The sequence below is a fragment of the Bacillus sp. FSL M8-0266 genome (assembly GCF_038613425.1).
Lineage (GTDB): Bacteria > Bacillota > Bacilli > Bacillales > Bacillaceae > Bacillus > Bacillus pumilus.
Genome location: NZ_CP152015.1, coordinates 472,024 through 497,845 on the forward strand (window position 1 = coordinate 472,024; position 25,822 = coordinate 497,845).

Here is a 25,822-nt window from a genome sequence, read left to right on the forward strand (position 1 = left end):
GCCTATGTGCCAAAGTCAGATCAACTTAAGATTGCATCATTGTTGAAAGCGTTTTATATTAAGGTGCGACAATAGACCTATTTTTGCAGAAGGAGGCATTTCATGTACATAACGGCACGAGAACAGAAGATCATCAAATACATCATTCAGCAAAATCGTTATGTCACCATTCGTGAGATAGCCGATTCTGTTCAGGTGAGTACAAGGACGATTCATAGAGAACTAAAATCGATTAAACCCATATTAAAGAATTATGATCTTTCACTAGATAAACAGCCGGGGAAAGGCTTGAAGGCAGTCGGTGAACAGGAGGATAAACAGCGGCTTCTTGCTCATATATCAAATGAGGATCAAATTGAATATAGCTCTGACGAACGGAAGCTCTTAATCCTATGTGCGCTGCTTGAAGCAAAGGAACCGGTGAAATTATATACACTCGCTTCCGATTTGCAGGTTACAAATGCGACCATCAGCTATGACTTAGATGAACTGACGGAGTGGATCGCGCCATACGGTTTGCAGCTGATCCGAAAACGTGGGTATGGCATTGAATTAAAAGGACCGGAGGAAGCAAAACGAAAGATTGTCGGCAACCTCATTGTAGACCGGCTCGATATTCAATTATTTTTAGAAACGATTGAAATGAATATCAAGCATCGAACGAAAGCGACGGAAAAAGTGTTTGGCGTTGTCAGCAGAGGGCAGCTGCTCAAGGTAGAAAGACTTCTCTTTCATTTGAAAAATCGCCTGTCACTCTCTTTATCGGATAGTGCCTATATTGCGCTTGTCGTTCACTTAACCTATGCTATCGAACGGATTCAGCTTGGCGAAACCATTCGAATGGAAGAGGAAGAGCTGCTTGAACTAAAGCGGACGAAAGAATTTGAATCATCACTGCGAATTGCAAGAGCGCTTGAACGCATGTTTAATGTGGAGATTCCTGAAGCAGAGGTCGGATATATGACGATCCATCTGCGCAGTGCCAATCGTAGCTTTCAGAAAGAATACCGTCTTGATGAAATCGAGCTGGATATCGCGATCAGAACGAAGAAGCTCATTGATTTTATTTCTAATAAAACCGGCTATTATTTAAATGAGAATGATTCATTGTATGAGGGACTCGTGTCTCATCTCGAACCTGCCATGAACCGTTTAAAGGAAAAGATGAGAATCTATAATCCACTTACACAACAAATTAAAAAGGACTACTTTTTGCTTTTCATGGCAATTGAAGAAGGAGTCGAGCGTTTCTTTCCAGAGATCGAATTTCCAGAGGATGAAATCGCCTTTATTGTGCTTCACTTTGGCTCAGTGCTTGAAATCAAAAAAGAAGAAACAAACATTCATGCATTGGTCGTGTGCTCAAGCGGGATCGGTTCCTCTAAAATGCTCGCATCTCGGTTAAAAAAAGAATTGCCAGAGATCGCCGAATTCGATCTGTCTTCCTTGATGGAACTAAAAGAAATCGATGCATCAAGCTATGACATGATTGTCTCGACCGTTCCTATCCCATATGAGCATATCGATTACATCATGGTCAGTCCGCTCTTAAACGAGGATGATGCTATGCGTGTGAAGGCTCATATTAAACGAAAGATCCCTTATATGATTGAGAAAAAAAGGATGAAAGAAGCTGCCAAAGAATCGGTACAAGAATCCGTTAATATGATGGTGGTTGCAGAGCGGGTGACGAATTACATGTCTGTGATTCGCAGTATCTTGTCCCATTTCACCATTGAAAATAGAAAGGCGATGCCGCAGCATGAGGCAACAATCAGGCAGCTGCTTCGTCAGCTTGAAGAGGAAAGATTTATCATACATGCGGATGAGGTAGCAAATGGTTTACTAGAACGTGAACAGCAAGGTGGTTTAGGGATTCCTAGTACAGAATTTGCTCTTTTTCATTTAAAGCATACATTCATCAAGGAACCAATCTTTCATATTTATGATCTTGATCAGGCATACGAGGTCAAAAGCATGGACGGCGGGCAGCAGCAAATGTCACGAATGCTCATGATGCTGGCGCCGCAAGAGCTTGGCAAGGAAGGGTCTGAAATGTTTAGTCTGATCAGTTCATCCATCATTGAAAGTGAGGAAAGCATGACGCTTTATGGTCATGGATCAGAGGGAGACATTGAACAGAAATTACATCAGTTGTTCTATCAATTTGTCAAAGAGGCAAAGTGGTAAGAAAAAAAGCCGAGAGCTTATTCGCTTCTCGGTTCAGATTGTAGACAAAGGGCTAAAATGATTTTTATTTTAGCCCTTTGTCTTCTTTTCAGCGTAGTAGAAAACCTTTGCAGTTTAGGAAGGGCGAGCACCGGAGCGGAGCGAATTTGACATTCGTGAGCACCGAAGCGCAGATTTGACAAAGAATGCGAGGGTTTGTCTACACGCTGGGCCTAGAGCTTATTCGCTTCTCGGCTTTTTGGCTGTGACACAGACAGCAAGCGTTGGACGAATTTCCTCATACTCAACAGAAAAATGGTCAAACCCCGCAAACTGTAAATCATTCAATATGTTTTCACCCATCTCTTTTGTCCGGCTCGCATCAGCACCTTTTTCTCTTGGCTGCATCACAATGACGAGTTTTCCACCGGGTTTCAACGTGTGATAAAGGTTGAGTAGACCAGTCTTTGGATCATCCCAAATCGTAAAGTTGTTCACAGACAGTACTTTGTCATACTGCTCTCCCGGCAAACGTGTTTTCTCGATTTTTCCTACATACAGCCGGACCTGTTTGTCTTTTGACCGTTTGCTGACGCGGGACTGTGCTTGCTCCTGCATGGTGGAGGAGGCATCCAGCCCATCAATGTGAAGATCTTCATAATGCTTAAGCATATGTTTGATGCTGTAGCCAGGTCCATAGCCGATTTCCAAAATGTTTTCACCATCTGTCAGATCTAAGTGCTGGATGGCCCACTGATTCAATGCTTTATTTTCTTTTGCCATAATGAAGCCTGCGATGCTTCCGAGCCAGCCTTTTGGTTTGCTAAAGGTTTTCGAAATGGTTGACAGCATGTGAGAACGCTCCTTTTTAATGATCAAGTAACCGATTTTATCCATATTGAAACATACTGATTTTCAAAACGCATCTGTGCCGCACAGGGATGTTTGAGTGGAAAAATGAGGTGGTAATGAAAGGATACATCAATAAATCAAGGAGGAGCTTACACATGGATTTACGTGAATATTTAACAAATGGCATTCCGCGCCAAACACAAGATCAGCAGCCAGGCAGTGAAAGGGAAATGAATCCTGCGCCGATCTTTGAGGATGAATCATATCAAGGGTCTGGCAAGCTCAAAGGGAAAGTCGCACTGATTACAGGCGGAGATAGTGGAATTGGACGTGCTGTATCTGTTGCCTATGCAAAAGAAGGGGCACACGTCGCCATTGTGTACTTAAATGAACATGAGGATGCAAAGGATACGCAAAAGCGCGTAGAACAGGAAGGCGTCAAATGTTTAACGATTGCAGGAGATGTCGGTGACGAAGCCTTTTGCGAGAAAGCGGTAGAAAAAACAGTTGAAGCCTTTGGGCAATTAGATATTTTAGTGAATAATGCGGCTGAACAGCATCCGAAAGAACGGATTCAGGATATATCTAGTGAACAGCTTCACCAAACCTTTAGAACCAACTTCTATTCCTATTTTTATTTTACGAAGAAAGCACTGGATTACTTAAAACCGGGAAGTACAATTATTAATACAACATCCATTAACCCATATCGAGGCAACAAAGTGCTGATTGATTATACGGCGACAAAAGGCGCCATCAATGGCTTTACGCGTTCTATGGCACAGTCGCTTGTGAAGGATGGGATTCGGGTGAACGGTGTAGCGCCAGGTCCAATTTGGACGCCGCTCATTCCATCTACATTTGATGAGGATAGTGTGGAAAGCTTCGGGGCAGAAACCCCAATGGGAAGACCAGGACAGCCTGTAGAGCATGTCGGTTGCTATGTGCTGCTTGCTTCTGACGAATCGTCTTATATGACAGGACAAACACTTCACGTCAACGGCGGTTCCTTTATGAATACATGATCAATAGCGCACCGCCCACCTGATTGGGCGGTGTGTTTAGTATTTCTTGCGATTCTTCTGCACAGATGAGACAGACCATACGATAATGCCCACAACAACTGCCGCAATGACAAGTGAACTTAAATGGAACATCGTTTCATGATGCATGTTCAACTTCTCCCTTCATTGAGCCTGTTTTCTATAGCATCAGCCAGAAGATCTCTTTTTATGAAAAACACATTTCTTTGTTTAATGAATGGATTGTCGTGGAAACCTAAGAGTACGGATGAAATTTGAAGGAGTGAAACGATATGTCACAAGAAGAATTAAAACAAAAGGTACTCAACCTATTAGATGAACAAAAGGTCGGAACACTGGCGACCGTTGAACAGGATAAGCCGCATACCCGCTACATGACTTTTTTCCATGAAGGGCTGACATTATATACACCAACGAGCAAAGAAACACATAAAGCAGACGAAATTGAAAAAAACCCGAATGTCCATATTCTCATTGGTTATTCAGGTGAAGGATTCGGTGACACGTATGCAGAAATCGCAGGTACCGCTACATTAACCGATGATCCAGAACTGATCGACCGCCTTTGGTCTGAGGAGATGGAGAAATGGTTTAAAGGAAAAGATGATCCGAACCTAGTGATTCTGAAGATTGATCCAACCTCCATTCGTTACATGAATGAAGGAAACCGTACTCCAGCTGAATTATCACTTTAACACTTGCGTAAGATGGGGGGGTGTGTTATAGTTTTATATTAAGTGTTGAAATAAGCAAATAAATAAAGAAAGTAAACTTTCTTTTTTCTATGACATAATGAGAAGCAATAGAGCTTCTACTTGATAAGAACGAGACGCTGTTAAAGCGAACAAACTTATTCTTTTCCTTCTGCACCCGCCCCCTATAAAAGCGGAAGAGTGGAAAAAAGACGTTTTGATTTACAATTCACACTGGCACGGCTTCGGAGCCGTAAGGACGAATGAGAGGTAGGGCTTTCGTTGTCTTGTTATCCAGAACTTCCATGGCGTTTACTTTCAAACGTAGGTTCACTCGGAACACATATGACACACTGATATGATCGAATCTTAATTCATACACTCCTTAACGGAGATCACACATTGATTATTTATTTGCATGAAAAAAGCAAGGAAAAGGCTGCCATCTATTTGGCAGCCTTTTTCATTGAGTTCATTTCATGATCACTCACTTCGACCTTTCTTCTGATACCGCCAAATCTTCTGAATAAAAAAGAACATCACCGCAAACAAAATAGAAAAAATGAACATGTCCAAGAGTGTCACGCCTCTATTTGGGTGCACAATGCCAAACCAAACCAATTGCAGAACAAAAGAGATAGCAAAATAACTGATGGATTCTTTCATGATTTTCCCCATTTCACTTATTTTTTTGACCTTTTAGCCATAACAGCCAAATGAAGAAGGAACCGATGATACATGATAGTAAAGTGATGGGCGGCAAGGTATGCCAGCTAGTCAGCCCCTTTACAAAGCACATATAAAAAAAGAAAATGGTAATGGATACGAGCACCCATTGTTTGAGCCAACGGGGAACACGCAGCCAAGCTGTTAGAATGATAGATGATAGCTTATCCAATGAGATAACTCCTTTTTTGAATATGATTGGATTTTATCGCAAATAACCAAGTTTGTAAAATATGGATTTTAGGGGTTAGAATGGTATTCTTCTAGCGCTTGAAACATTCTCGCTGCACTGACGTATAAGATAAAGGAACCTCATGAAAGGAAGCGATCAAGTGAAAAGAATACCAGTGATTTTTTTACGATATATTGTCTTCTTTATTCCAACGATCATTCTTAGTGTCTTGGTGTGGAACCATTACCAAGAGGATTTGTCAGCAGGGAAAGTGACGGAATATGACGTCAAACGAATGTTTACATTTGATGAAGGAAAACGAGTGGTGAGTGCTGTATCAAAAAACCAGCAGCTCCATTTTGCCATGTATGATCCTCAAGCAGGAAAAAGAATCAGTGAATGGACCACAGCAAGCGATTCGTTTAATGAAATGCTGCCATCCTTTCAAGATAACAATCTCTTACTTGCTTTAAAAAATAAAGACGGGCAGCTGTTGATCGAGAAACTAACGCCAAGCGGAGAAAAGAAAGAGCTCGTTAAGCAAAATCTACAGATACCCTCGTTTTTAAAAACGAATACATATCAATGGAATGGACGGCTTGTGTTTACGGGAGAAATGGAAGGCGCCGCTGCGGTCCTCGGTGAGCTAAAGGATGGTCAGTTTCATGTGCACAATCTCAACGAGCTAAAGCTGCCAGCAAGGCCAGTTTCTATGGATGTCGTCATGAATTCCTTTAGAGGACAGACGCCTATTCCTATATTTGAATTGACTTTGAAAAATGACCAGAAGGCGTATGTCAGCGGAGTCTCAAACGATAAGCATCAGCTCGGGGTCTATGTCTCCAAAAACGCTGAACCGTTTAGCCTCATTGAAGATAAAGTGGAGCAGCAGCTGGAAAAAACGATAGGAACATCCCAAAATGTTGCAGTCGCTGTCGAATCTAACTATCCAAAAAGACCAAGGAAAGTGAATGCAGAGGGAAGGCTTGGGGAAGTCGTCCCAACACCAAAACCGATTTATCAAACCCTTATCTACCAGCTTAATGAGGAAGAAGTTCTTCTTGCAGGCTCTACAGCAAAGGACGAAGCAAAAGGCAAGCTGACTGGTTATATTTATAACCACCGCACGAATAAGACGACGTCTGTCAGCAAGCTTTTGCAGTCGTTTTCATATGAAACGTTACAAAGAGAAGGACTCTCTTTCAATAAAAATGTGAAAAGCGATTGGATCTATTATTCAATCGACAATCAATTAACGGGTGCATTTGAGACGAAGAGCAAAGAGCTAAAGGAATTTCCTTTGAAAAAAATGATCTCAATCGAAAACGCCAGTCCTGCTCACCAAACGTCTGTTGACACCTTTATGCAATATGTCATGAAAGGCGGACCGCTCATTCTCAACTGGGCGATATGGCTGTTTATTCCACTGCTGTTATTTGTGCTAGCCATCTTCCTGCCGCCGATTTTGAGACTGGTGAGAAAGAACAAGATCAAGGACAGTGTCACATTAGAAGCCAATATAGTATCTGTCAAAGAAACGGGTACCTACATCAACGAACAGCCGCTTGTCAAAATGCAGCTGCAATTTCAATATGATGGGGAAAACATCGAGAAGACAGTTAAAACGGTTGTATCCTATACCCAGATACCACAGCCGGGTCAGCGTATCGCCATTCTCTACAATCCGAAGAAGAAAAAGGCGATGCTCTTAAAAGAGGGGGACTTCTCACAGACAAGTGAACCAAAGTTCATCAAAGGCGCTGTTTTAAGAAATATAGAATCATATGGAACCGTAGGACGAGGCACTGTCTTATCGCTTACATTTGAAGCAGATCAGAAAAGTTATACCATTCCGATGATTCAAGCCGCTAGTTTTGAATTTAGAACAGGAGAAAAAGCCGACCTCGTCGACATCAGCGGTCAGTTGAAAATGGCAGCCTATGGCCATGAAGTGCGGAATCGGTCGGGGAAAGACGTGACATTAACAGGAACCATCCAGCGGGTGAAGCAATATCCAGTCACGATTCATGGTCAGAAACCTATCATGCTAGATGTGACAGTTTCTAGCGGAGATCAGTCCATCACAAAAACGGTCAGTCAATTCATCCCTGATCATATGGAGGTCGCGCCAGGAACTCAAATCACGATGCAGACAAAAAAAGAAGAGCTGGATAAAGAAATCAGTCTCATGCAAGAGAAACAAGGAAGTGCAAAAGTGACCCATGTCGCATTTGCTGGTGTCATCGGCAACCAGCCGCTAGCGATCATTCAGATTGAGCGAGATGGCATGATGTATGAAGTGAAACAGCCAATCGATCCAATCACTAGCGTACTGCCGGGTGATGAATTATGGGTGGCATATCACGAAATGACGCGTCAAGCAGCCATTGTGAAATATGCATCGATTTAAAAAATACTTCAGCGTGTAGACAAACCCTCGCATTCGGTGTCAGTCCTGCGTGCTGGTGCTCACGAATGTCAAATTCGCTCCGCAAAAGTAACCGCCCTTCCTAGGGCTGCAAAGGTTTTCTATCACGCTGAAAAGGAGAAAAAGGGCTAAAACGAATTTCGTTTTAGCCCTTTTTGATTAAGCTTTTGTATCATACTGGCGGAGCACCTTATCATAGGCGAAGTTGCCGAAAGGAATGAACGCCGCAAAAAAACCAGCGATCGACCATTTCAAATGCCAGCGAACTTTAAAGGTCACATATGCCAAAATAAGCATATAGATGACAAACAATGCGCCATGAAGAGAGCCTACAATGGTGACTGCCATCGGAATATCCGCAAAATATTTCAGAGGCATGGCAATTAAAAGTAGGGTTAAAAGAGACATACCCTCAATAAAACCCGCCTTACGAAGACGGCTAATACTTGTATGCATAGACAAATCCTCCTGTATAAAACCTAGTTTCTCATCTTCTAATATAAACGAAAGATTGTCCGGACATGCTAAAATCTACGAAAAATTCAAAATATGTTCATGTAATGCTTAAAAAATGGGAAAAAAGAAAAATCACTTAATCCGTGTTTGTTTCAGAGAGTACTTGCTTTAAGTGCATCACATCATGTAACAAATGATTCGTCATCGCTTGAACGGCTTCTGTGGAGCGGCGCTCTTTCATTTCAGAATAAATGGCAGCATGCTCTGTTTGAATCGTCTCAGCACGCGCCCCGCCGCTAAAATGAAAGATGCGGCAAAAATGAATGAGTGCATTCACATGATTCAATTGTTTACATAAGCGGTGATTGTGACTAGCTAGAATGATTTTTTGATGAAAGGCTTCATGTAACTGGACGATGTCTTTAGATGCCAGCTGCTGCTTGATTGCTTCGTCTGCCTGCGTGAGAACATGCCCAATTTCCTCCAGCTCTCTTTGCGCGGCTTCCTTGCATGCAAGCTCAACAGCAAGCGTTTCTAGGGCGATCCGAATTTGATAAAGCTCCTCGACATCTTTTTCCGTTAACGTATAGACAGAGTAGCCTGACCGATGATCAGCGATCAAGAGCTCATCTTTTTCTAAAAGCCTCATCGCCTCTCTCACTGGTGATCGGCTTACACCAAATTGTTTGGCAAGCTGTGTCTCATTGATACGTTCCCCCGGCTGAAACTGTCCATCAAATATCATTTGCTTCAGCTGTTCATAAAATTGCATATGGTATGGTGCTGGTCTTTCCATCTCGAATGAATTCATCCTGTCATTCCCTCATTTACACATCATCTTTTGTCTCATGTTATCCAAGTTTTTCCCTCTAGGCAAGCCTACATCGGAAAAGTCAATATCGTACAATTCAAGAGAAAAAGGGTGTGCTACACTAATGATCAGTTCAGTGAAAGAGGGGATCGACATGAAAACACAAGAAGAACGAACGGTACATTTTGATCAGGACTTGCAAATAGAGGCGTATCGCTTTCATGGCATCATGCAAAAGTTCCTGAATCATTTTCATACATACTATGTAATTGGATTTATTGAGGATGGTCAAAGACGTTTGATCTGCCAAAATAAAGAATACATCATTGAAAAGGGAGACATTCTTCTTTTCAATCCATATGACAATCACGCATGCGAGCAGATTGATCACAGGACACTAGATTATCGTTGTTTAAATATAGAAGCAGATGTGATAGAGAAGATGTTTCAGCACAAGCCACACTTTAAAGCCCCTGTGTTTTCACAAAGTGAACTGACAAAGCCATTATATGATCTTCATCAAATGATGACAGAAGAAGCCCCAGCTTTGAATAAACAGGAAACGTTTTATTTCTTTATGAAGCAGCTGATTGAAGCCTATGCTGATACATCAGAGGAAAAAGCATCAGCAGCGCATGCTGCCGAACAGAAAGTTCAAGACGCACAGCAATATATTGAAACACACCTTACGGAAAATATATCGTTAGACGACTTAGGAGAGCTTGTCTCCATGAACAAATACTCACTTCTGCGTGCTTTTACAAAGTACAGAGGGATCACGCCGTATCGTTATTTACAGACAGTGAGAGTGAATTATGCGAAGGAGCTTCTCTCACGAGGAGTAAAGCCTGTAGATGCGGCAGTCTCCGCCGGTTTTTCAGATCAAAGTCATTTAAGTCATTTCTTTTCAGAATTTATTGGGCTCACACCAGGGCAATATCAGCACATTTTTGCAAAGCAGGTAACAGTAGATGAAAAATAACCAGCTTCTTGGTCATCTAGCGGCCATATTCACCATTTTTCTATGGGGATCGACCTTTATCTCAACCAAAATATTGTTAACGGCTTTTTCTCCAACAGAAATATTATTTTTCCGCTTTTTTCTTGGATATCTCGCTCTGATGTTGATATACCCAGTCACTATGAAGGTGCACCGTAAAAAGCATGAAGCGATGTTTGCGCTCGCAGGGTTATGTGGTGTGGTCTTATACTATTTTTCAGAAAATGTCGCTCTCACCTATACGTTCGCTTCGAATGCAGGAGTCATCAGCTCGGTTGTGCCATTCTTCTCATTTTTATTGGCTTATTTTTTATTGAAAGATGAGCCTTTGCATCGCCGGTTTTTCATAGGCTTTTTCATCGCGATGACAGGAATTGTACTGATTAGCTTTAATGGAATGACGACGTTCCAATTGAATCCAATCGGTGATGCGCTAGCATTAACGGCGACCATTGTCTGGGCCTTCTATTCTATTTTATCGAAAATCATCAACCAATATGGATACCATATCATTCAAGTGACGAGACGTGTCTTTTTTTACGGCTTACTCTGGATGCTTCCCCTGATCTGGCATTTTAAAATTCGTATAGACTGGGAGCGATTGTCGAACCCGTCGTTTGCCTTTCACTTATTGTTTTTAGGCCTGTTCGCATCTGCCATTTGTTTTCTAACATGGAGCTTTTCAGTGAAAACGCTCGGTGTGGTGAAAGCGAGTGTGTATATTTATGGCGTTCCTATTATTACGATGGTCATTTCAATGATCGTTCTTCATGAGAGATTGACCCTCATGTCGATACTCGGAACGGCACTGACCTTAGGCGGACTGCTCCTTTCAGATAAAAAAGGTACGGGGAGGAAGAAGGAGAAACCCTCGATGCTTTTGCAGAATAAAAAGGCGCTTTGATCAAAAAAGTGCCTTTATCCATTGAAAGAACATGTACTCTCTAGTAAACTCAAATTTAAACGGTCGACGGTCGACTGATAATAAAGGGGGAGAAATAAATGAAGCATGTTTCAATTGCGGCGATACCAGGTGACGGGGTTGGGAAGGAAGTTGTACCTGAAGCCATACGAGTATTGAAAGCGGTATCAGAAGTGCATGGCGGTCTGTCCTTTACCTTTCGGGATTTTCCGTGGAGCTGTGAATATTATTTAGAGCATGGTGAGATGATGCCAAAGGATGGATTACATCAATTGAAAGCCTTTGACAGCATTTTCTTAGGAGCAGTCGGAGATGCCAATTTAGTGCCGGATCACATATCACTTTGGGGACTGCTTATTAAGATTAGGCGGGAATTTGAACAGGTGATAAACGTCAGACCTGCAAAACAGCTGAGCGGCATTCGCTCATCGCTTGCTCAGCCAAAGGATTTCGATCTTCTAGTTGTCAGAGAAAACGGTGAAGGTGAATATAGTGAAATTGGAGGCCGTATTTATCAAGGGGAAGATCAGCTTGCTGTTCAAAATGCGGTATTCTCAAGAAAAGGGACAGAGCGTGCGATGCGTTTTGCCTTTCAATTAGCAGAAAAAAGGCGAAAGCATGTGACGAGTGCAACCAAATCGAATGGGATCGTTCATACCATGCCTTTTTGGGATGAAGTGTTTCAAGACGTAGCAAAGGATTATCCAGAGGTGACAGCAGACTCACAGCACATTGACGCGCTCTCAGCCTTCTTTGTAACAAGACCAGAAAAATTCGATGTGATTGTTGCCAGTAATTTGTTTGGTGATATTTTGACAGACCTTGGGGCAGCCATTATGGGAAGTATTGGCATAGCGCCTGCCGCCAACATCAATGTAAATGGCAAATACCCATCCATGTTTGAGCCTGTACACGGATCAGCTCCAGACATTGCGGGAAAAGGAATCGCCAACCCAATCGGTCAAATCTGGACCGCTAAACTCATGCTTGATCATTTCGGAGAGGAAGAACTGGGCACACATCTGCTCGAAACCATCGAATCAGTCACAGCAGATGGCTTTTTAACGGCAGACATCGGCGGCGTTTATCAAACTCAAGAAGTCACAAACGAAATCATCACACGATTGAAGAAATAATCCGTCATTAGAACCGCATCTCTACGTCTGCTATAATAAAAGAATGGATAGAAGAAAGAGATGTGAAATCTAGTGTCAAAAACAGTTGTATTAGCAGAGAAACCTTCAGTCGGACGTGATCTTGCACGTGTGCTGAAGTGTCATAAAAAAGGAAATGGCTTTTTAGAAGGAGATCAATACATTGTGACGTGGGCGCTTGGCCATTTGGTCACACTGGCTGATCCTGAAGGCTACGGAAAAGAGTTTCAATCCTGGCGTTTAGAGGATTTACCAATCATTCCCGAACCGCTTAAGCTTGTGGTGATGAAAAAGACAGGCAAACAATTCCAAGCAGTGAAAGCGCAGCTTGCGAGAAAAGATGTCAAAGACATTGTCATCGCAACAGATGCAGGACGTGAAGGGGAGCTTGTTGCTCGATGGATTCTTGAAAAAGCGCATGTGAAAAAGCCTTTGAAACGACTATGGATCTCATCTGTCACGGACAAAGCCATTCAAGAAGGCTTCAAACGATTAAAAGACGGCAAAGAATACGATAACCTGTATCGCTCAGCCGTTGCGCGTGCAGAGGCAGATTGGATTGTCGGCATCAATGCAACAAGAGCGCTGACAACAAAGTTCAATGCACAGCTTTCCTGCGGACGGGTGCAAACACCAACGATCGCCATGATCGCAAAACGAGAAGAAGACATTCAGCAATTTCAGCCGAAGCCGTTCTATGGATTGACTGCACAAGTAGATGGACTGACTTTGACCTGGCAGGATGCCAAAACAAAGCAAAACCGGACATTCCAAGAGAATGTGATCAAAGATCGCTTGGCAGCCTGCGAAGGAAAACCAGCAGTGGTTGATGCGTTGAAAAAAACAGCGAAAAAAGCTTTTGCGCCGGGACTGTACGATCTGACTGAATTGCAGCGTGATGCACATAAACGCTATGGTTTTTCAGCCAAAGAAACATTATCTACGCTTCAGCGATTGTATGAGCAGCATAAGCTCGTCACATATCCACGTACAGATTCACGATTTATTTCAGCGGATATCGTTCCTACATTAAAAGATCGTTTAAAAGGAATGAATGTCAGACCGTACGCGCAGCATGTGAACCGGATTTTACAATCAGGTGTGAAAGCGCACAAAGGCTTCGTCAATGATGCCAAGGTGTCAGATCACCATGCGATTATTCCAACCGAGGAAGAGCTGTACCCAGGAGTATTAAGCGATAAAGAGCGTAAATTATATGACCTCATTGCCAAACGATTCCTTGCTGTACTTATGAATCCTTTCGAGTATGAGGAAACAACGGTCATCACCAAAATAGGCAGTGAAACGTTCACAGCAAAAGGGAAAACCGTGCAAGCAGCTGGCTGGAAAGCCGTGTACGATGACTCATATGAAGAAGAGGAATCAGCCGAGGCAGATCAACATTTGCCGCTGCTTTCAGAAGGACAGTCACTAGATGTACGACAGCTGAAAGAGACAAGAGGAGAAACGAAACCTCCTGCACGTTTTAATGAAGCGACCCTATTATCTGCTATGGAAAACCCAGCGGCATTTATGCAGAACGAGGAAAAGGACTTAGTGAAAACCATTGGTGAAACAGGTGGTCTAGGAACTGTAGCAACAAGAGCGGATATTATTGAAAAGCTGTTCAATAGCTTCTTAATCGAGAAAAAGGGCAAAGACATTTTCATCACATCGAAAGGGAAGCAGCTGCTCTCGTTAGTGCCTGAAGACTTAAAGTCTCCTGCATTAACAGCGGAATGGGAACAAAAACTTTCTAAAATCGCCAAAGGGCAATTGAAAGCTTCTCAATTCATGAGTGAAATGAAATCGTATGCCAAACAAGCCGTATCTGAAATCAAACAGACGGACCAAACCTTTAAGCATGACAATGTCACTGGCACCCATTGTCCAGACTGCGGTAAACTCATGCTGAAAGTGAATGGAAAACATGGCACGATGCTCGTCTGTCAGGACCGGGAATGCGGCCATCGTAAAAATGTGGCGAAGAAAACAAACGCACGCTGCCCGAACTGTCATAAAAAGCTCGAGCTGCGCGGAGAAGGTGATGGCAAAATCTTTGCTTGTGTATGCGGCCATAGAGAAAAGCTGTCTGTCTTCGAAAAACGCAAATCTCAATCCAATCAAAAGAAAGCCAGTAAGCACGATGTGTCTAAATATATGAAGAAACAAAAGAAAGTGGAAGAACCAATTAATAATGCACTAGCTGAACAATTAAAGAAATTAAAATTAGATCAATAGTTCTATAAAAACCCGTGCGGAAACGCATGGGTTTTTCAGTGTTATCAAGTATATCGACATATTGTTTTTCTGAAAATGGGAATAAATATGCGAAAAGGCTCGTAAATTGGCATAAAATATTCATTTAAATTTAAACAAAAACGCTCTATAATAAATCGTTAGATGCTTAGAGAACGCGGAATTGAAAGGGGACACGAATGCATACACGCATATATCGTACAGCAATTGTTTTACTCATTGTCATTCTACTAGGCGGATGTACCTGGGAACAGCAGAAAGAATCAGCTGATCCAGTATCACCTCAGCCCGTTTTACCTGGAGAATATTTTATCACTCACCACTTAATGACAGATCAAGGCTTAATTCGCACCTCTTTTGCAGAGCAGCACATCTACTTATCTGAATCACTTGGACTTTGGATGGATTATCTTGTTCGAAAAAAAGATCAAAATTCATTTGACCAACAATTTGATGTTCTGCAAGATCAATTTTTAATAGACCACCATCTTCTCAGCTGGCAAATTGAATCTGATCAAAAAAGTAAGGCCAATGCTTTAGTTGATGATTTACGTGTAGTGGCGGCACTTCAAAAGGCAAATCGTTTGTGGAAGAAGTCAGCGTATCAAACGACAGCAAAAGAAATCGCTCAAGCGTTAAAAGAAAAAAACATGTTCAAAGGCATATTGTCCGATTATTATGATGCATCAACCAATCGAACTTCACATACAATCACACTCTCTTATATAGACCCAAAAGCAATCAAAGAATTGGAATCCCTCCAAATATTCACGAAACAAATGACCAGTAACCAATTAGCCATTCTAAAACAAGCACCGAGAAAAAAAGGATTCTTTCCTAAATCCTATGACATAAAGAAAAAAACCTATTCATTCGATCAAGAAATCAATATGATCGATCAACTTTATACAGCTTTACATGCACATCATGCAAAAGTGAATACGTCCGCGATCATGAAATGGCTTAAAACGTCGTTTAAACAAGAAGGAAAACTGTACGGAAGATACAAACTGAGTACACTGCAGCCATCTGTCACATATGAATCGCCTTCGGTATATGCGCTCGTCATTTTGTATGCCCTTAAACAAAACGAGCTGAAATTTGCAAAGGCTGTCTATCACCGCATGAAAGAATTACAAACCCAAGATCCTCTCAAGCCTTATTACGGAGGATACATGAACGAAAAAGAGACACACTCATTTGATAACTTATTGCCTCTAATTGCAGAAAGGGAGCTTCTAAATGAATCGGTTGTTCAGTAACACGTATCGCTTGTACTATTCTCTGCTCCTCACGTTTGCAGGCCTTATTTTGTTTATGGGCTACCTTAACGTACAAGATGCGGAGAGCTTTATGATCATCGCACTGACATTTGTCGTGTTAGGCTGTGGTATTTTATTTGGTATCCTACCAGCATTAATTTTCACCTTACTGATTTTGTTCTTTATAGGAAGTGTCATGTTCTTTACAGAGCTTGGCCATGAAAATCCCCTTTTTTCAAATCAAACATTACAAGATGTAGTAATTTGGGGCGTAGCACTTCTTTTTTTCGCTATTTCAGCGGGAAGCTTGCATGAACGGATCAATACGCTGCGTCACACCATTGAACAACAAAAGCAGGCCATCAAACAATTTGTGGCGATTGACTCGACAACAGGGTTTGACAATGCTGAGCGGATGAAGCTCGAATTGTCCGAGGAAATGAAACGGGCAGAACGGTACAAACAGCCATTTGTCTTTATCCTTCTTCATATGAATTACGCAGCGGAATTCAAATCGTTATATGGAGAAAAAGAAATGCAGCACCTATTTCAGCAATTAAGTCTCAAGATACGCGAAAGCATAAGAGAAACCGATAAGAAATTTCGGTTATCTGAAGAACGAATGGGCTTGCTGCTAACCCATACACCAGAAGAAAATGTGTCAGTTGTCCTTGATAAACTAAAGGATAAACTGCAAACGCATGTCCTATTAAACGGTCGTGAAGTGACCTTGACATTTCATGTCTGTCATTTAACAAGCAGCTCGGATTATCGTACGCCAGAGCAGTTTTTAGAAGAACTAGAAAAAGAGATGATGATGAATGAACTTTAATTCTTTGATGAAATGTTGTTTGATGATCACGCTTTTTTCGATTCTTTCGTTTAAACACATTGCTTCAGCCGAGGCGCTTGTCACGCAGCCAAATACACTGATCATTTATTCCACACCATCGGGGGAAGTGACTCCAGCTGTTCATATGCTGGATCTACTCGCCGGTCATTTTTCCAAACAGACGACGATTGTATCTGATGAACATTTGGCTGAAAAGAGGATCAATGAATTTCAGCAAGTCATTTATCTTGGTGAAATAAAGAGAACCTTGTCAAAACAAACCATTCGTGCGATGAACGAATCACAGCAATTCATCGCCATTGGATACAATGCGGAACAGCTTCGCTCATTCTCCAAGCTTACTTTTCACAAACAAGATCATATCAGTCAATTGAAACATACACATGATCAAACATACCGTCAGCTAGAGAGAAGGATCAATGTGTTAACGGTTCGAGGGGCAGACTTGGAAAATGAATTTCTAGTGAAGAAACGTCAATCTGATCTGCCATTTGTGACTCAAACAAAAGAAGGTGCGGCATATATCGGTATCTTAGATGTCGTGCAGCACAACAAGCTTCTTGCAGAAGTGCTAGAAAAATACATGCCATCTTCTGTGCAAATGAAGACAAAATACGTAATGCTCGGGAACATCAGTCCAGCAAGTGACGAGAAGAAGCTGCTTGAACTTGGACAATACGTATCCGCACAGCATATTCCTTATCAAATTGCAGTGACCCCTGTTTGGATAGATCGAGCAACAGGTGATGAAGTCACACTGAGTGACCGCCCGAAACTTGTGAGTGTGTTAAAACAATTGCAAGGCAATGGAGCGAGTATCATTCTTCATGGCTTTAACCGTACGTATCGAACGGCGGAATCTGGTCAGGGATTTGAGTTCTGGGATGCAAAATATGATCAGCCCATCACGACAAATGATCCAAAAAATGCAGAGAAGAAACGAAGTAAAAGCCAATTCCCAAATGAAAAAGACTTTCATACGTATACCAAATCGTATCAGCAGCAAGAAGTCGCCTATACAGAAGAAAAACTGACAAAGGGCATTGAGCTTCTTGCTAGGCAAGGCTTATATCCTCTTGCGTTCGAGGTGCCGCATGATGCGATATCACAAAAAGGTTATGAAGTAATTTCAAAGCATGTATCCAGCCTATTTGGACAGGTGCAGTTATCAGACCGCACTTGGAAAACAGCCGGTGCATCGCCGCTCGTGACGTCTCCTGCCATGTTACACGGCATGACCTTATATCCTCAGCAGCAAGTTGAGCAAGTGTCTGACAAAGAAGGTTCAAATGTTTTAACTGAACAGACGATTCAATCCGTGCAGCATTTGCAATCAGCCGCAATTGGGCTGTCCTATGACGTGGAGTTAGGGATTGCAGGGTTACAGGAGTTAATCACACAGATGGAGGCAATTCCTTCTAGCGAATGGCTGGATGTAAAGAAAACAAAACAGACGGTCCAAACTGCACATGTAAAAATCCAAACATCAGGGAATGGACATATTCAAGTAGAGCAATCCAACATTTCCGAAACAAAAAAAGTCAAACGAAGTGGCATGGAAAATATGCTGCGAATTCTCACAGTTGTGGTCATGCTGTTTATTGCGGCATTTGCTTTATACACATTGTATTTAAGACTGACAATGAAAAAACGAATTTTTAAGGAGAGAAAATTAGGTGGCTGATGTCTTATTTTATCTTTCATTAATGCTCATTTGGATCATGCTCCTATACCACATGTTTCTCATGCAGGGCGGCTTTCAACATTACCTCACCTATGAAAAAGTGCTGCCTAAATGGACAAAACAAGGGAAAGAGCTGCCGACCGTCAGTATTCTGATTCCTGCTCATAATGAAGAGGTCGTCATTCGGCAGACGTTAAAAGCGATGGTTCAGTTATCATATCCTAAACACCTCCTTGAAATCATTGTGATTAATGACAATTCCTCTGATCGCACAGGAGAGATTGTGCAATCATTCAGTGAGCAATATGATCATGTCCATATGATTGAAACGAAGCCGCCATTTGCAGGGAAGGGAAAATCCACTGCACTGAATGAAGGTTTGAAGGCTTCAACAGGAGAAGTGATTTGCGTATACGATGCAGATAACATGCCTGAACCAAAGGCTGTCTATTATTTGGTTCTTGGGTTATTAAATGACCCAAAAGCAGGCGCTGTTGTCGGGAAATTCAGGGTGATCAATGCAGCCAAAAATTTGCTGACCAAATTTATTAATATTGAGACCATCTGTTTCCAATGGATGGCGCAGGGCGGGAGATGGAAATGGTTTGGTATTGCGACAATACCAGGTACCAACTTCGCCATCCGCCGGCACATTTTAGAAGAGCTCGGCGGCTGGGATGCCCAAGCTTTGGCTGAGGACACCGAATTAACGATCCGTGTGTATAACCTAGGATATGTGATTCGATTTTTCCCAGCTGCAATCACATGGGAACAAGAGCCTGAGACATGGAAGGTCTGGTGGCGGCAAAGAACGCGCTGGGCTAGAGGAAATCAATATGTTGTCCTTAAATTTTTAAGGCAGTTTATGAAGCTGAAACGAAAACGAATGATTTTCGATTTGTTTTATTTCTTCTTTACGTATTTCTTATTCTTCTTCGGTGTTCTGCTCTCAAATGGCATCTTTATTGTAAACCTATTTGTTGACCTTCACTTATCTGTAGGGGCTGTCGCACTGATCCTGTGGGGATTAGCCTTCTTCCTCTTTCTAACAGAAGTGATGATTACATTAAGTATTGAGAAAACAGAGCTCACCAAACAAAATATTCTCATTGTGGTTCTCATGTACTTCACCTATTCTCAAGTATGGATTGCGCTTGTCGTGTACTCCTTATGTGTAGAGGTGAAGAGCCGATTATTGAAACAAGAAGTGAAATGGTACAAAACAGAGCGTTACGATCAACAACAAAAGAAAAGCGGGTGACAAATTGAAATCGGTCAAATGGATGTTTTTAATATTAGCGCTATCCCTTGCCATTCAGCCTTTTTTCATGGCAAGTCAAGCAATGGCGCAATCCAATCGAGTACAAGTGAAAGACGATTGGGTTCACTCATCAAAAGGAAATCAAACAGAAACGCAGCATTTATCAGAAGATGTGGTGACCTTGTATGGTCAAGAAGACCGCATTGATCTTTCCTATCAAATGGAGAAAGAAAAAGTAGAGTCTAGCACTCTTACATTAAATATAGAGGCTTCACCATTACTAATATCGCCATCGTCTTTCACAGTGATGATCGATGGAGAGATTGAAAAGACGATCCCTGTATCAGGAAAAAACTCAAAAAAATCGATTCAAATCAAATTGAACAAAGCGCAATTGAAAAAAGGATCTCATCAAATTCAGCTCGCATTTTATGGTGTGTTAAAAGAAGGTGTGTGTATCAACCAAGAGACGCCTGCCAATTGGCTGAAAGTATATCCTGAAAGTGAGCTGGCGTTCAAAGGAGTTCAAACGAAAGACGTGACGTTAGACAGCTTCCCTTCGCCATTTATTCCATCAGGTGATCAGGAAGAACAAACAGATATTGTGATTCCAAATAAACCAGAAGCGGCTGAATTAGAAGCGGCTATGAAAGTATATCGTACGTTGAAAAACAAAGACCGTCTAGCAGACCTCAAACTCGTTCAAGAAAAGGACGTCGAGCAAATTGCGCACCCAACTATTGCTGTTGGAGCAAAAGGAAGCTGGAATGGACGAATGAAATCGCTCGAGCAAGCGGCTGGAATTAAAACAGAAGGTGATCAACTTACGTTAGCGGTGAGAACCCTGACAGCAAAGAAAAAAGAACAGCCCATTTTATTTGTCACTGCGAAGCAGCCAAAGACAATTGCTGAAAAAATCAATGTCTTGACTCAGCCAGAACTGACAGGTCAGCTCACTGGAACCGACTTGCTGTTGCAAAAGGTGACAGCTAATGATTCTAAGCCATCTCATCATATTCGTTTAATAGATTTTGGCGCAGATGATGTCAAAGTTGGAACCAAAAAGACAGCATCTGATCATTACTATTATCCGAAAGCATTAATGGCTCAACAAAAATCAGGTGCAAAACTAAATCTATCATTTAAAAAATCAGATCCAGCGAACAAAGCAGAGCGTCTAACAGTGATGATCAATAACGAACCGCACGACGTACCGTTAACAAAACTAGGAAACAAAGATGAGAATGGGTTCTACCATGTGTCGATTCCAGTAGATTCACAAGTGCTTCAAAAGAACGAATATGTGGACTTACAGTTTGTCACAACAGGTTTTAAAAACATGGAATCTTGTAGACATACAGATGAAGAAGGCTGGATTTACATTGATAAGAACAGCTCTCTTCAAATACCAGAAGGAACAACTAATGATACACCGGACTTAGCCGCATGGCCGCTTCCTTACACTTCAGAAACGGAGCAAGGAAACACATTGATCATTATGCCAGATCAAATCAATCAAGCCTCAATCAATCAAATGGCTATGCTGACCGAATCATTTAGTCAACCGGAAGCTGCTCACTATCATTTGATCAAAGCATCGAATGTGACAGATGAACAATTGAAAAAGAACTCTCTCATTTTCATCGGGGGTATCCAGACATTCTCTCTTTTAAAAGAAAAAGCAGACGATCTCATCGTTCCAGCGAAAAAGGGTCAATATGATGTATCCTCATTTGGCATGATCAACGAGACAACAGCTCGTATTGTATGGACGCAGCCATCTGTATGGAATAAAGACCAAGCCCTGACCGTTTTTTCAGGAATGACGGCAGCTGACGCTGATATATCAAATGAAGTGATACGTTTCCTTCAAACAAATACGGAGACCGCAACAGTTGCAATAGAAAGTAAAAACAAAGATGTATTCTCTAATCACCAAACAGTCAGCAATGCAAAAAATGATCTTAAAAAAGGTGAAAAGCAAGGCGTCGGTGATTCTTGGATTTACTTTGCTTGTATCGCTGTACTGATCATTTTTGTCGTTGTGATGATTGTTTATTTCGTACGAAAAAACCGCAAAAAGACTGATTAATAAACGGTCAAAAGACCTCGAAAAAATCTCTTTACTTTGGTGTCAAACGGGAGTATGATCTCTTTTATAAAAGACCAATCGCTGAATCATTTCGATGAGCGGGGGAACCAATTTTGGTGGTATAAAACACCATGTGGGGTGAATCCTTTTAAGGTAGGGCAAAGTCTCATGCGCCCGAATCCGTCAGCTAACCTCGTAAGCGTTAAAGAGAGCAAAGACCAACCTGTGATCTAAACAATAGGCACAGGGGCATTCTATTGCCTCTGTGTCTTTTTGGCGATCCATCTTTTGCAACTTAAATCGTTTGACACTAAAGGAGCGGGCATCACATGTACAGTTTGATGAAGCGTATTTTAATTGGTAAACCATTAAAATCACAGGCAGCAGGAGAACAAAAACTATCAAAAATCAAAGCGTTGGCATTATTGTCATCAGACGCATTGTCATCAGTTGCATATGGTACAGAACAAATCTTAATTGTTCTTTCTGTCGTTAGTGCAGCAGCATTTTGGTACTCACTCCCGATTGCAGGTTGTGTATTAATTCTTTTAATGGCGTTAATTCTATCTTACCGCCAGATCATTTATGCTTATCCAGAAGGCGGCGGGGCATATGTCGTCTCTAGCAGAAACCTAGGTGAAAAACCGGGATTGATCGCTGGCGGATCATTGCTTGTAGACTATATTTTGACTGTAGCAGTGAGCATTTCAGCGGGGACCGATGCCGTCACATCGGCTTTTCCAACACTATATCCATATCATGTCTTGATCTCAATTGCATTGGTCATCGTGATTATGGTGCTCAACCTCCGTGGATTAACAGAATCGGCATCTATTCTGGCTTATCCTGTATACTTGTTTGTATTTTCACTCCTGATATTAATTGGAGTAGGCGGTTTCAAATTATTAACAGGCGGCGTACCGCCAGCACCTGAACATACAGCGGTAGGCACACACGTACAAGGCATTACATTATTTTTGTTATTAAAAGCTTTTTCATCTGGCTGTTCTGCTCTGACTGGAGTAGAAGCCATTTCAAATACGATTCCATCCTTTAAAAAACCAGCTGCACAAAACGCAGCGAGAACATTGTTGATGATGGGTGGATTGCTAGCTGTTTTATTTGTGGGAGTCACATTGCTTGCATTTGGTTTCGGCATCTCGCCAAAGCCAGAAGAAACGGTTGTATCACAAATTGCATCAGACACTTTTGGACGTACGTTTTTCTATTACGTGATTCAGGCAGTCACAGCGCTAATCCTAATATTAGCGGCAAATACCGGCTTTTCAGCCTTTCCGTTATTGGCTGTCAATTTAGCAAAGGATAAATATATGCCGCGTATGTTTACGGTAAGAGGAGACCGGCTTGGTTACTCTAATGGCATTATCTTTTTAGGCGTAGCTTCTATGCTGCTCATCTGGTTGTTTGATGGGAAGACAGAACACCTCATCCCGCTATATGCTGTCGGTGTGTTCATTCCATTTACCCTGTCGCAGACCGGCATGTGTGTGAAGTGGATTCGTGAAAAACCGCAGGGCTGGAAAACGAAAATGCCAATCAATATCGTCGGAGCACTGATTTCTTTTACAGTTTTTATGATTCTCATTTTGACCAAGTTCCATCTCGTATGGCCAATATTTGTTTTCCTGCCTATTGTTTTATTTATCTTTCATTCCATTAAAAAGCATTATTTGTCTGTTGGAGAACAACTGCGTTTATTGAATGAAACAGAGCCTGTTGAGATTAAAGGAAATGTGGTCATCGTACCGATAGCAGGAGTCACACGTGTTGTCGAACAATCTGTTCAATATGCAAAGTCTTTGTCAGATCAAGTCATAGCGGTTCATGTATCCTTTGATAAAGAAAAGGATAAGAAAATTGAAGAAGATTGGGAAAAACTCAATAGCGGTGTACGGCTTGTGATGCTGCATTCGTCCTATCGAAGCCTCATTCACCCGCTAGATAAATTTCTTGAGACAGTTGAGACAAAAGCAAATGCTCATCAATTTAAAGTGATGGTGCTTGTGCCACAATTTATACCGAAAAAAAGATGGCACACCATTTTGCATAATCAATCTGCCTTTTTATTAAGATTCCGCCTATTATGGAAGCGGGATATTGTGGTGGCAACCCTGCCCTATCATTTTAAAAAGTAGCAGAAGCAAGTTGAAACGTTTGATCAAAAGGATGCGGTGGTATGGAGTAAGAAAAAAGGAGTTTTCTCACATGCCGCAAAGAACCGCAGGAAAAGAAGTAACAGCGCTACTGGAAGAGTGGGGCGTGAAACATATTTATGGAATGCCCGGCGACAGCATAAACGAATTGATTGAAGAACTTAGGCATGAATCAAGCCAAATAAAATTTATCCAAACGAGACATGAAGAAGTGGCAGCACTTTCAGCGGCGGCTGATGCCAAACTAACGGGTAAACTGGGTGTCTGCTTATCAATCGCTGGGCCGGGTGCTGTCCACTTATTAAATGGACTGTATGATGCAAAAGCAGATGGTGCACCAGTTTTAGCAATTGCAGGCCAGGTTGCTTCGGCTGAAGTAGGCAGAGACGCATTCCAAGAAATCAAATTGGAGCGGATGTTTGACGATGTCGCTGTCTTTAATCAGCAGGTACAGACAGCAGAGGCACTGCCTGACTTATTGAATCAAGCCATCAAAGCAGCTTATACCCATAAAGGTGTGGCAGTTCTCACTGTATCGGATGACTTATTTTCTCAAAAAATAAAGCGTAAACCCGTCTATACATCTCCTCTTTATGTTGAGGGAGAAGTACGGCCAAAGAAAGATCAATTGCTAAAGGCAGCTCAGCTGATTAACAATGCGAAGAAGCCAGTCATCTTAGCAGGTAAAGGATTAAGACATGCAAAAGAAGAGCTTCTTTCATTTGCAGAAAAGGCAGCTGCTCCTATCGTCATCACGCTCCCCGCAAAAGGGGTTGTGCCAGACAGGCATCCATACTTTTTAGGTAACTTAGGTCAAATTGGAACGAAGCCGGCATATGAAGCGATGGAAGAATGTGATCTCTTAATTATGCTTGGCACCTCCTTTCCATATAGAGACTACTTACCAGAGGACACGCCAGCCATTCAACTAGATATTAAACCAGATCAAATCGGTAAAAGGTATCCGGTAGATGTGGGAATTGTGAGCGACAGCAAGAGTGGTTTGCATGAACTGACTTCCTACATTGAATATAAAGAGCAGCGTGGCTTTCTTGAAGCTTGTACAGAGCATATGATGAAGTGGCGAGAAGAAATGGATAAAGAAAAATCTGTTGCTACTTCACCGATTAAACCACAGCAAGTCATTGCTAGACTAGAAGAAGCAGTCGAGGACGACGCCATTCTTTCAGTTGATGTTGGTAATGTGACGGTATGGATGGCGCGTCATTTTGAAATGAAACAGCAGGATTTCATTATCTCCAGCTGGCTTGCCACAATGGGTTGCGGTTTACCTGGTGCGATTTCAGCTAAATTGAATGAACCGAACCGACAAGCCATTGCCGTCTGTGGTGATGGAGGCTTCACAATGGTCATGCAAGACTTTGTGACAGCTGTAAAATATAAGCTGCCGATCGTTGTCGTTATCTTAAACAACAACAATTTAGGAATGATTGAATATGAACAACAGGTAAAAGGAAACATGAATTATGGTATAGAGCTGGAGGATATTGATTTTGCTAAGTTTGCAGAAGCATGTGGTGGAAAAGGAATCTCCGTGTCATCACATGAAGAATTAGCTCCAGCCTTTGATACAGCCCTTCAATCCGATAAACCAGTCATTATTGATGTCGCTGTAGACAATGAACCTCCGTTACCTGGGAAAATCACTTACACCCAAGCAGCAGGCTTCAGTAAATATTTATTGAAAAAATTCTTTGAAAAAGGTGAGCTGGATATCCCTCCACTCAAGAAAAGCCTCAAACGCTTTTTCTAAACACAAAGTAGTCGGTCTTCTGAAAAGAAGGCTGACTT

19 protein-coding genes and 1 riboswitch are annotated in these 25,822 nt (G+C 41.9%); of the genes, 15 read left to right on the plus strand and 4 right to left on the minus strand.

Going from position 1 to position 25,822, the window contains the following annotated elements:
- Window positions 1-102: 102 nt before the first annotated feature.
- Window positions 103-2,190: a transcription antiterminator gene (locus tag MKY83_RS02280; RefSeq protein ID WP_342488039.1), complete on the plus strand. Its 2,088-nt coding sequence runs from the start codon at window positions 103-105 to the stop codon at window positions 2,188-2,190.
- A 219-nt stretch (window positions 2,191-2,409) separates the two neighbouring features.
- Here the strand turns inward: MKY83_RS02280 and MKY83_RS02285 are convergent, their stop codons facing one another.
- On the minus strand, window positions 2,410-3,021 hold the full coding sequence (locus MKY83_RS02285) for a class I SAM-dependent methyltransferase (protein WP_126741432.1): 612 nt from the start codon (window positions 3,019-3,021) through the stop codon (window positions 2,410-2,412).
- Window positions 3,022-3,176: 155 nt separating this feature from the next.
- On the opposite strand from MKY83_RS02285, the gene MKY83_RS02290 reads away from it, so the two are divergent.
- Window positions 3,177-4,046: an SDR family oxidoreductase gene (locus tag MKY83_RS02290; RefSeq protein ID WP_034664026.1), complete on the plus strand. Its 870-nt coding sequence runs from the start codon at window positions 3,177-3,179 to the stop codon at window positions 4,044-4,046.
- Between the two features lie 290 nt (window positions 4,047-4,336).
- On the plus strand, window positions 4,337-4,759 hold the full coding sequence (locus MKY83_RS02295; RefSeq protein WP_003213986.1) for a pyridoxamine 5'-phosphate oxidase family protein: 423 nt from the start codon (window positions 4,337-4,339) through the stop codon (window positions 4,757-4,759).
- Window positions 4,760-5,435: 676 nt separating this feature from the next.
- Here MKY83_RS02295 and MKY83_RS02300 read toward each other — a convergent pair.
- Window positions 5,436-5,654: a hypothetical protein gene (locus MKY83_RS02300; protein ID WP_044140533.1), complete on the minus strand. Its 219-nt coding sequence runs from the start codon at window positions 5,652-5,654 to the stop codon at window positions 5,436-5,438.
- 160 nt (window positions 5,655-5,814) lie between these two features.
- Here MKY83_RS02300 and MKY83_RS02305 point away from each other — a divergent pair, with 160 nt between their 5' ends.
- Window positions 5,815-8,064 carry a hypothetical protein gene (locus tag MKY83_RS02305; protein WP_278177855.1) on the plus strand — a complete coding sequence of 750 codons (2,250 nt, stop codon included), beginning with the start codon at window positions 5,815-5,817 and terminating at the stop codon, window positions 8,062-8,064.
- Window positions 8,065-8,241: 177 nt separating this feature from the next.
- Here MKY83_RS02305 and MKY83_RS02310 read toward each other — a convergent pair whose 3' ends face one another.
- Window positions 8,242-8,538 carry a DUF3817 domain-containing protein gene (locus MKY83_RS02310; RefSeq protein ID WP_003214125.1) on the minus strand — a complete coding sequence of 99 codons (297 nt, stop codon included), beginning with the start codon at window positions 8,536-8,538 and terminating at the stop codon, window positions 8,242-8,244.
- A 136-nt stretch (window positions 8,539-8,674) separates the two neighbouring features.
- Window positions 8,675-9,349 (minus strand): GntR family transcriptional regulator, encoded by a 675-nt coding sequence (locus tag MKY83_RS02315; RefSeq protein ID WP_065098821.1) that lies wholly within the window; start codon window positions 9,347-9,349, stop codon window positions 8,675-8,677.
- Window positions 9,350-9,503: 154 nt separating this feature from the next.
- Between MKY83_RS02315 and MKY83_RS02320 the strand changes: the two genes are divergently transcribed.
- From MKY83_RS02320 to MKY83_RS02370, 11 genes are all read left to right on the plus strand, one after another.
- Entirely contained in the window at window positions 9,504-10,331 is an 828-nt protein-coding gene (locus tag MKY83_RS02320; RefSeq protein ID WP_342488040.1) for an AraC family transcriptional regulator, read from the plus strand.
- A complete protein-coding gene (locus MKY83_RS02325) occupies window positions 10,321-11,253 on the plus strand; it encodes a DMT family transporter (protein ID WP_342490542.1) in 933 nt (310 codons plus the stop codon). Before MKY83_RS02320 ends, MKY83_RS02325 begins: the two co-directional genes overlap by 11 nt.
- A gap of 98 nt (window positions 11,254-11,351) precedes the next feature.
- Window positions 11,352-12,407, plus strand: coding sequence for a tartrate dehydrogenase (locus MKY83_RS02330; RefSeq protein ID WP_268453336.1), 1,056 nt, complete (start codon window positions 11,352-11,354; stop codon window positions 12,405-12,407).
- 72 nt (window positions 12,408-12,479) lie between these two features.
- Entirely contained in the window at window positions 12,480-14,666 is a 2,187-nt protein-coding gene (locus MKY83_RS02335) for a DNA topoisomerase III (protein ID WP_268453334.1), read from the plus strand.
- Between the two features lie 197 nt (window positions 14,667-14,863).
- Window positions 14,864-15,946 (plus strand): glycosyl hydrolase family 8, encoded by a 1,083-nt coding sequence (locus MKY83_RS02340; protein WP_268453333.1) that lies wholly within the window; start codon window positions 14,864-14,866, stop codon window positions 15,944-15,946.
- A complete protein-coding gene (locus tag MKY83_RS02345; RefSeq protein ID WP_065098827.1) occupies window positions 15,927-16,778 on the plus strand; it encodes a GGDEF domain-containing protein in 852 nt (283 codons plus the stop codon). The genes MKY83_RS02340 and MKY83_RS02345 overlap by 20 nt, the downstream gene beginning before the upstream one ends.
- On the plus strand, window positions 16,768-18,483 hold the full coding sequence (locus MKY83_RS02350) for a DUF2334 domain-containing protein (protein ID WP_113768590.1): 1,716 nt from the start codon (window positions 16,768-16,770) through the stop codon (window positions 18,481-18,483). Before MKY83_RS02345 ends, MKY83_RS02350 begins: the two co-directional genes overlap by 11 nt.
- On the plus strand, window positions 18,476-19,744 hold the full coding sequence (locus MKY83_RS02355; RefSeq protein WP_113768591.1) for a glycosyltransferase: 1,269 nt from the start codon (window positions 18,476-18,478) through the stop codon (window positions 19,742-19,744). Before MKY83_RS02350 ends, MKY83_RS02355 begins: the two co-directional genes overlap by 8 nt.
- Before the next feature lie 4 nt (window positions 19,745-19,748).
- The gene (locus MKY83_RS02360) at window positions 19,749-21,836 is read left to right on the plus strand and encodes a cellulose biosynthesis cyclic di-GMP-binding regulatory protein BcsB (RefSeq protein ID WP_342488050.1); all 2,088 of its coding nucleotides are present in this window, start codon (window positions 19,749-19,751) and stop codon (window positions 21,834-21,836) included.
- Window positions 21,837-21,905: 69 nt separating this feature from the next.
- Window positions 21,906-22,053: riboswitch (cyclic di-AMP (ydaO/yuaA leader) on the plus strand.
- Window positions 22,054-22,165: 112 nt separating this feature from the next.
- A complete protein-coding gene (locus MKY83_RS02365; RefSeq protein ID WP_342488052.1) occupies window positions 22,166-23,992 on the plus strand; it encodes an APC family permease in 1,827 nt (608 codons plus the stop codon).
- Window positions 23,993-24,062: 70 nt separating this feature from the next.
- Window positions 24,063-25,784: a pyruvate oxidase gene (locus tag MKY83_RS02370; protein ID WP_113768594.1), complete on the plus strand. Its 1,722-nt coding sequence runs from the start codon at window positions 24,063-24,065 to the stop codon at window positions 25,782-25,784.
- The last annotated feature ends 38 nt before the right edge of the window (window positions 25,785-25,822 follow it).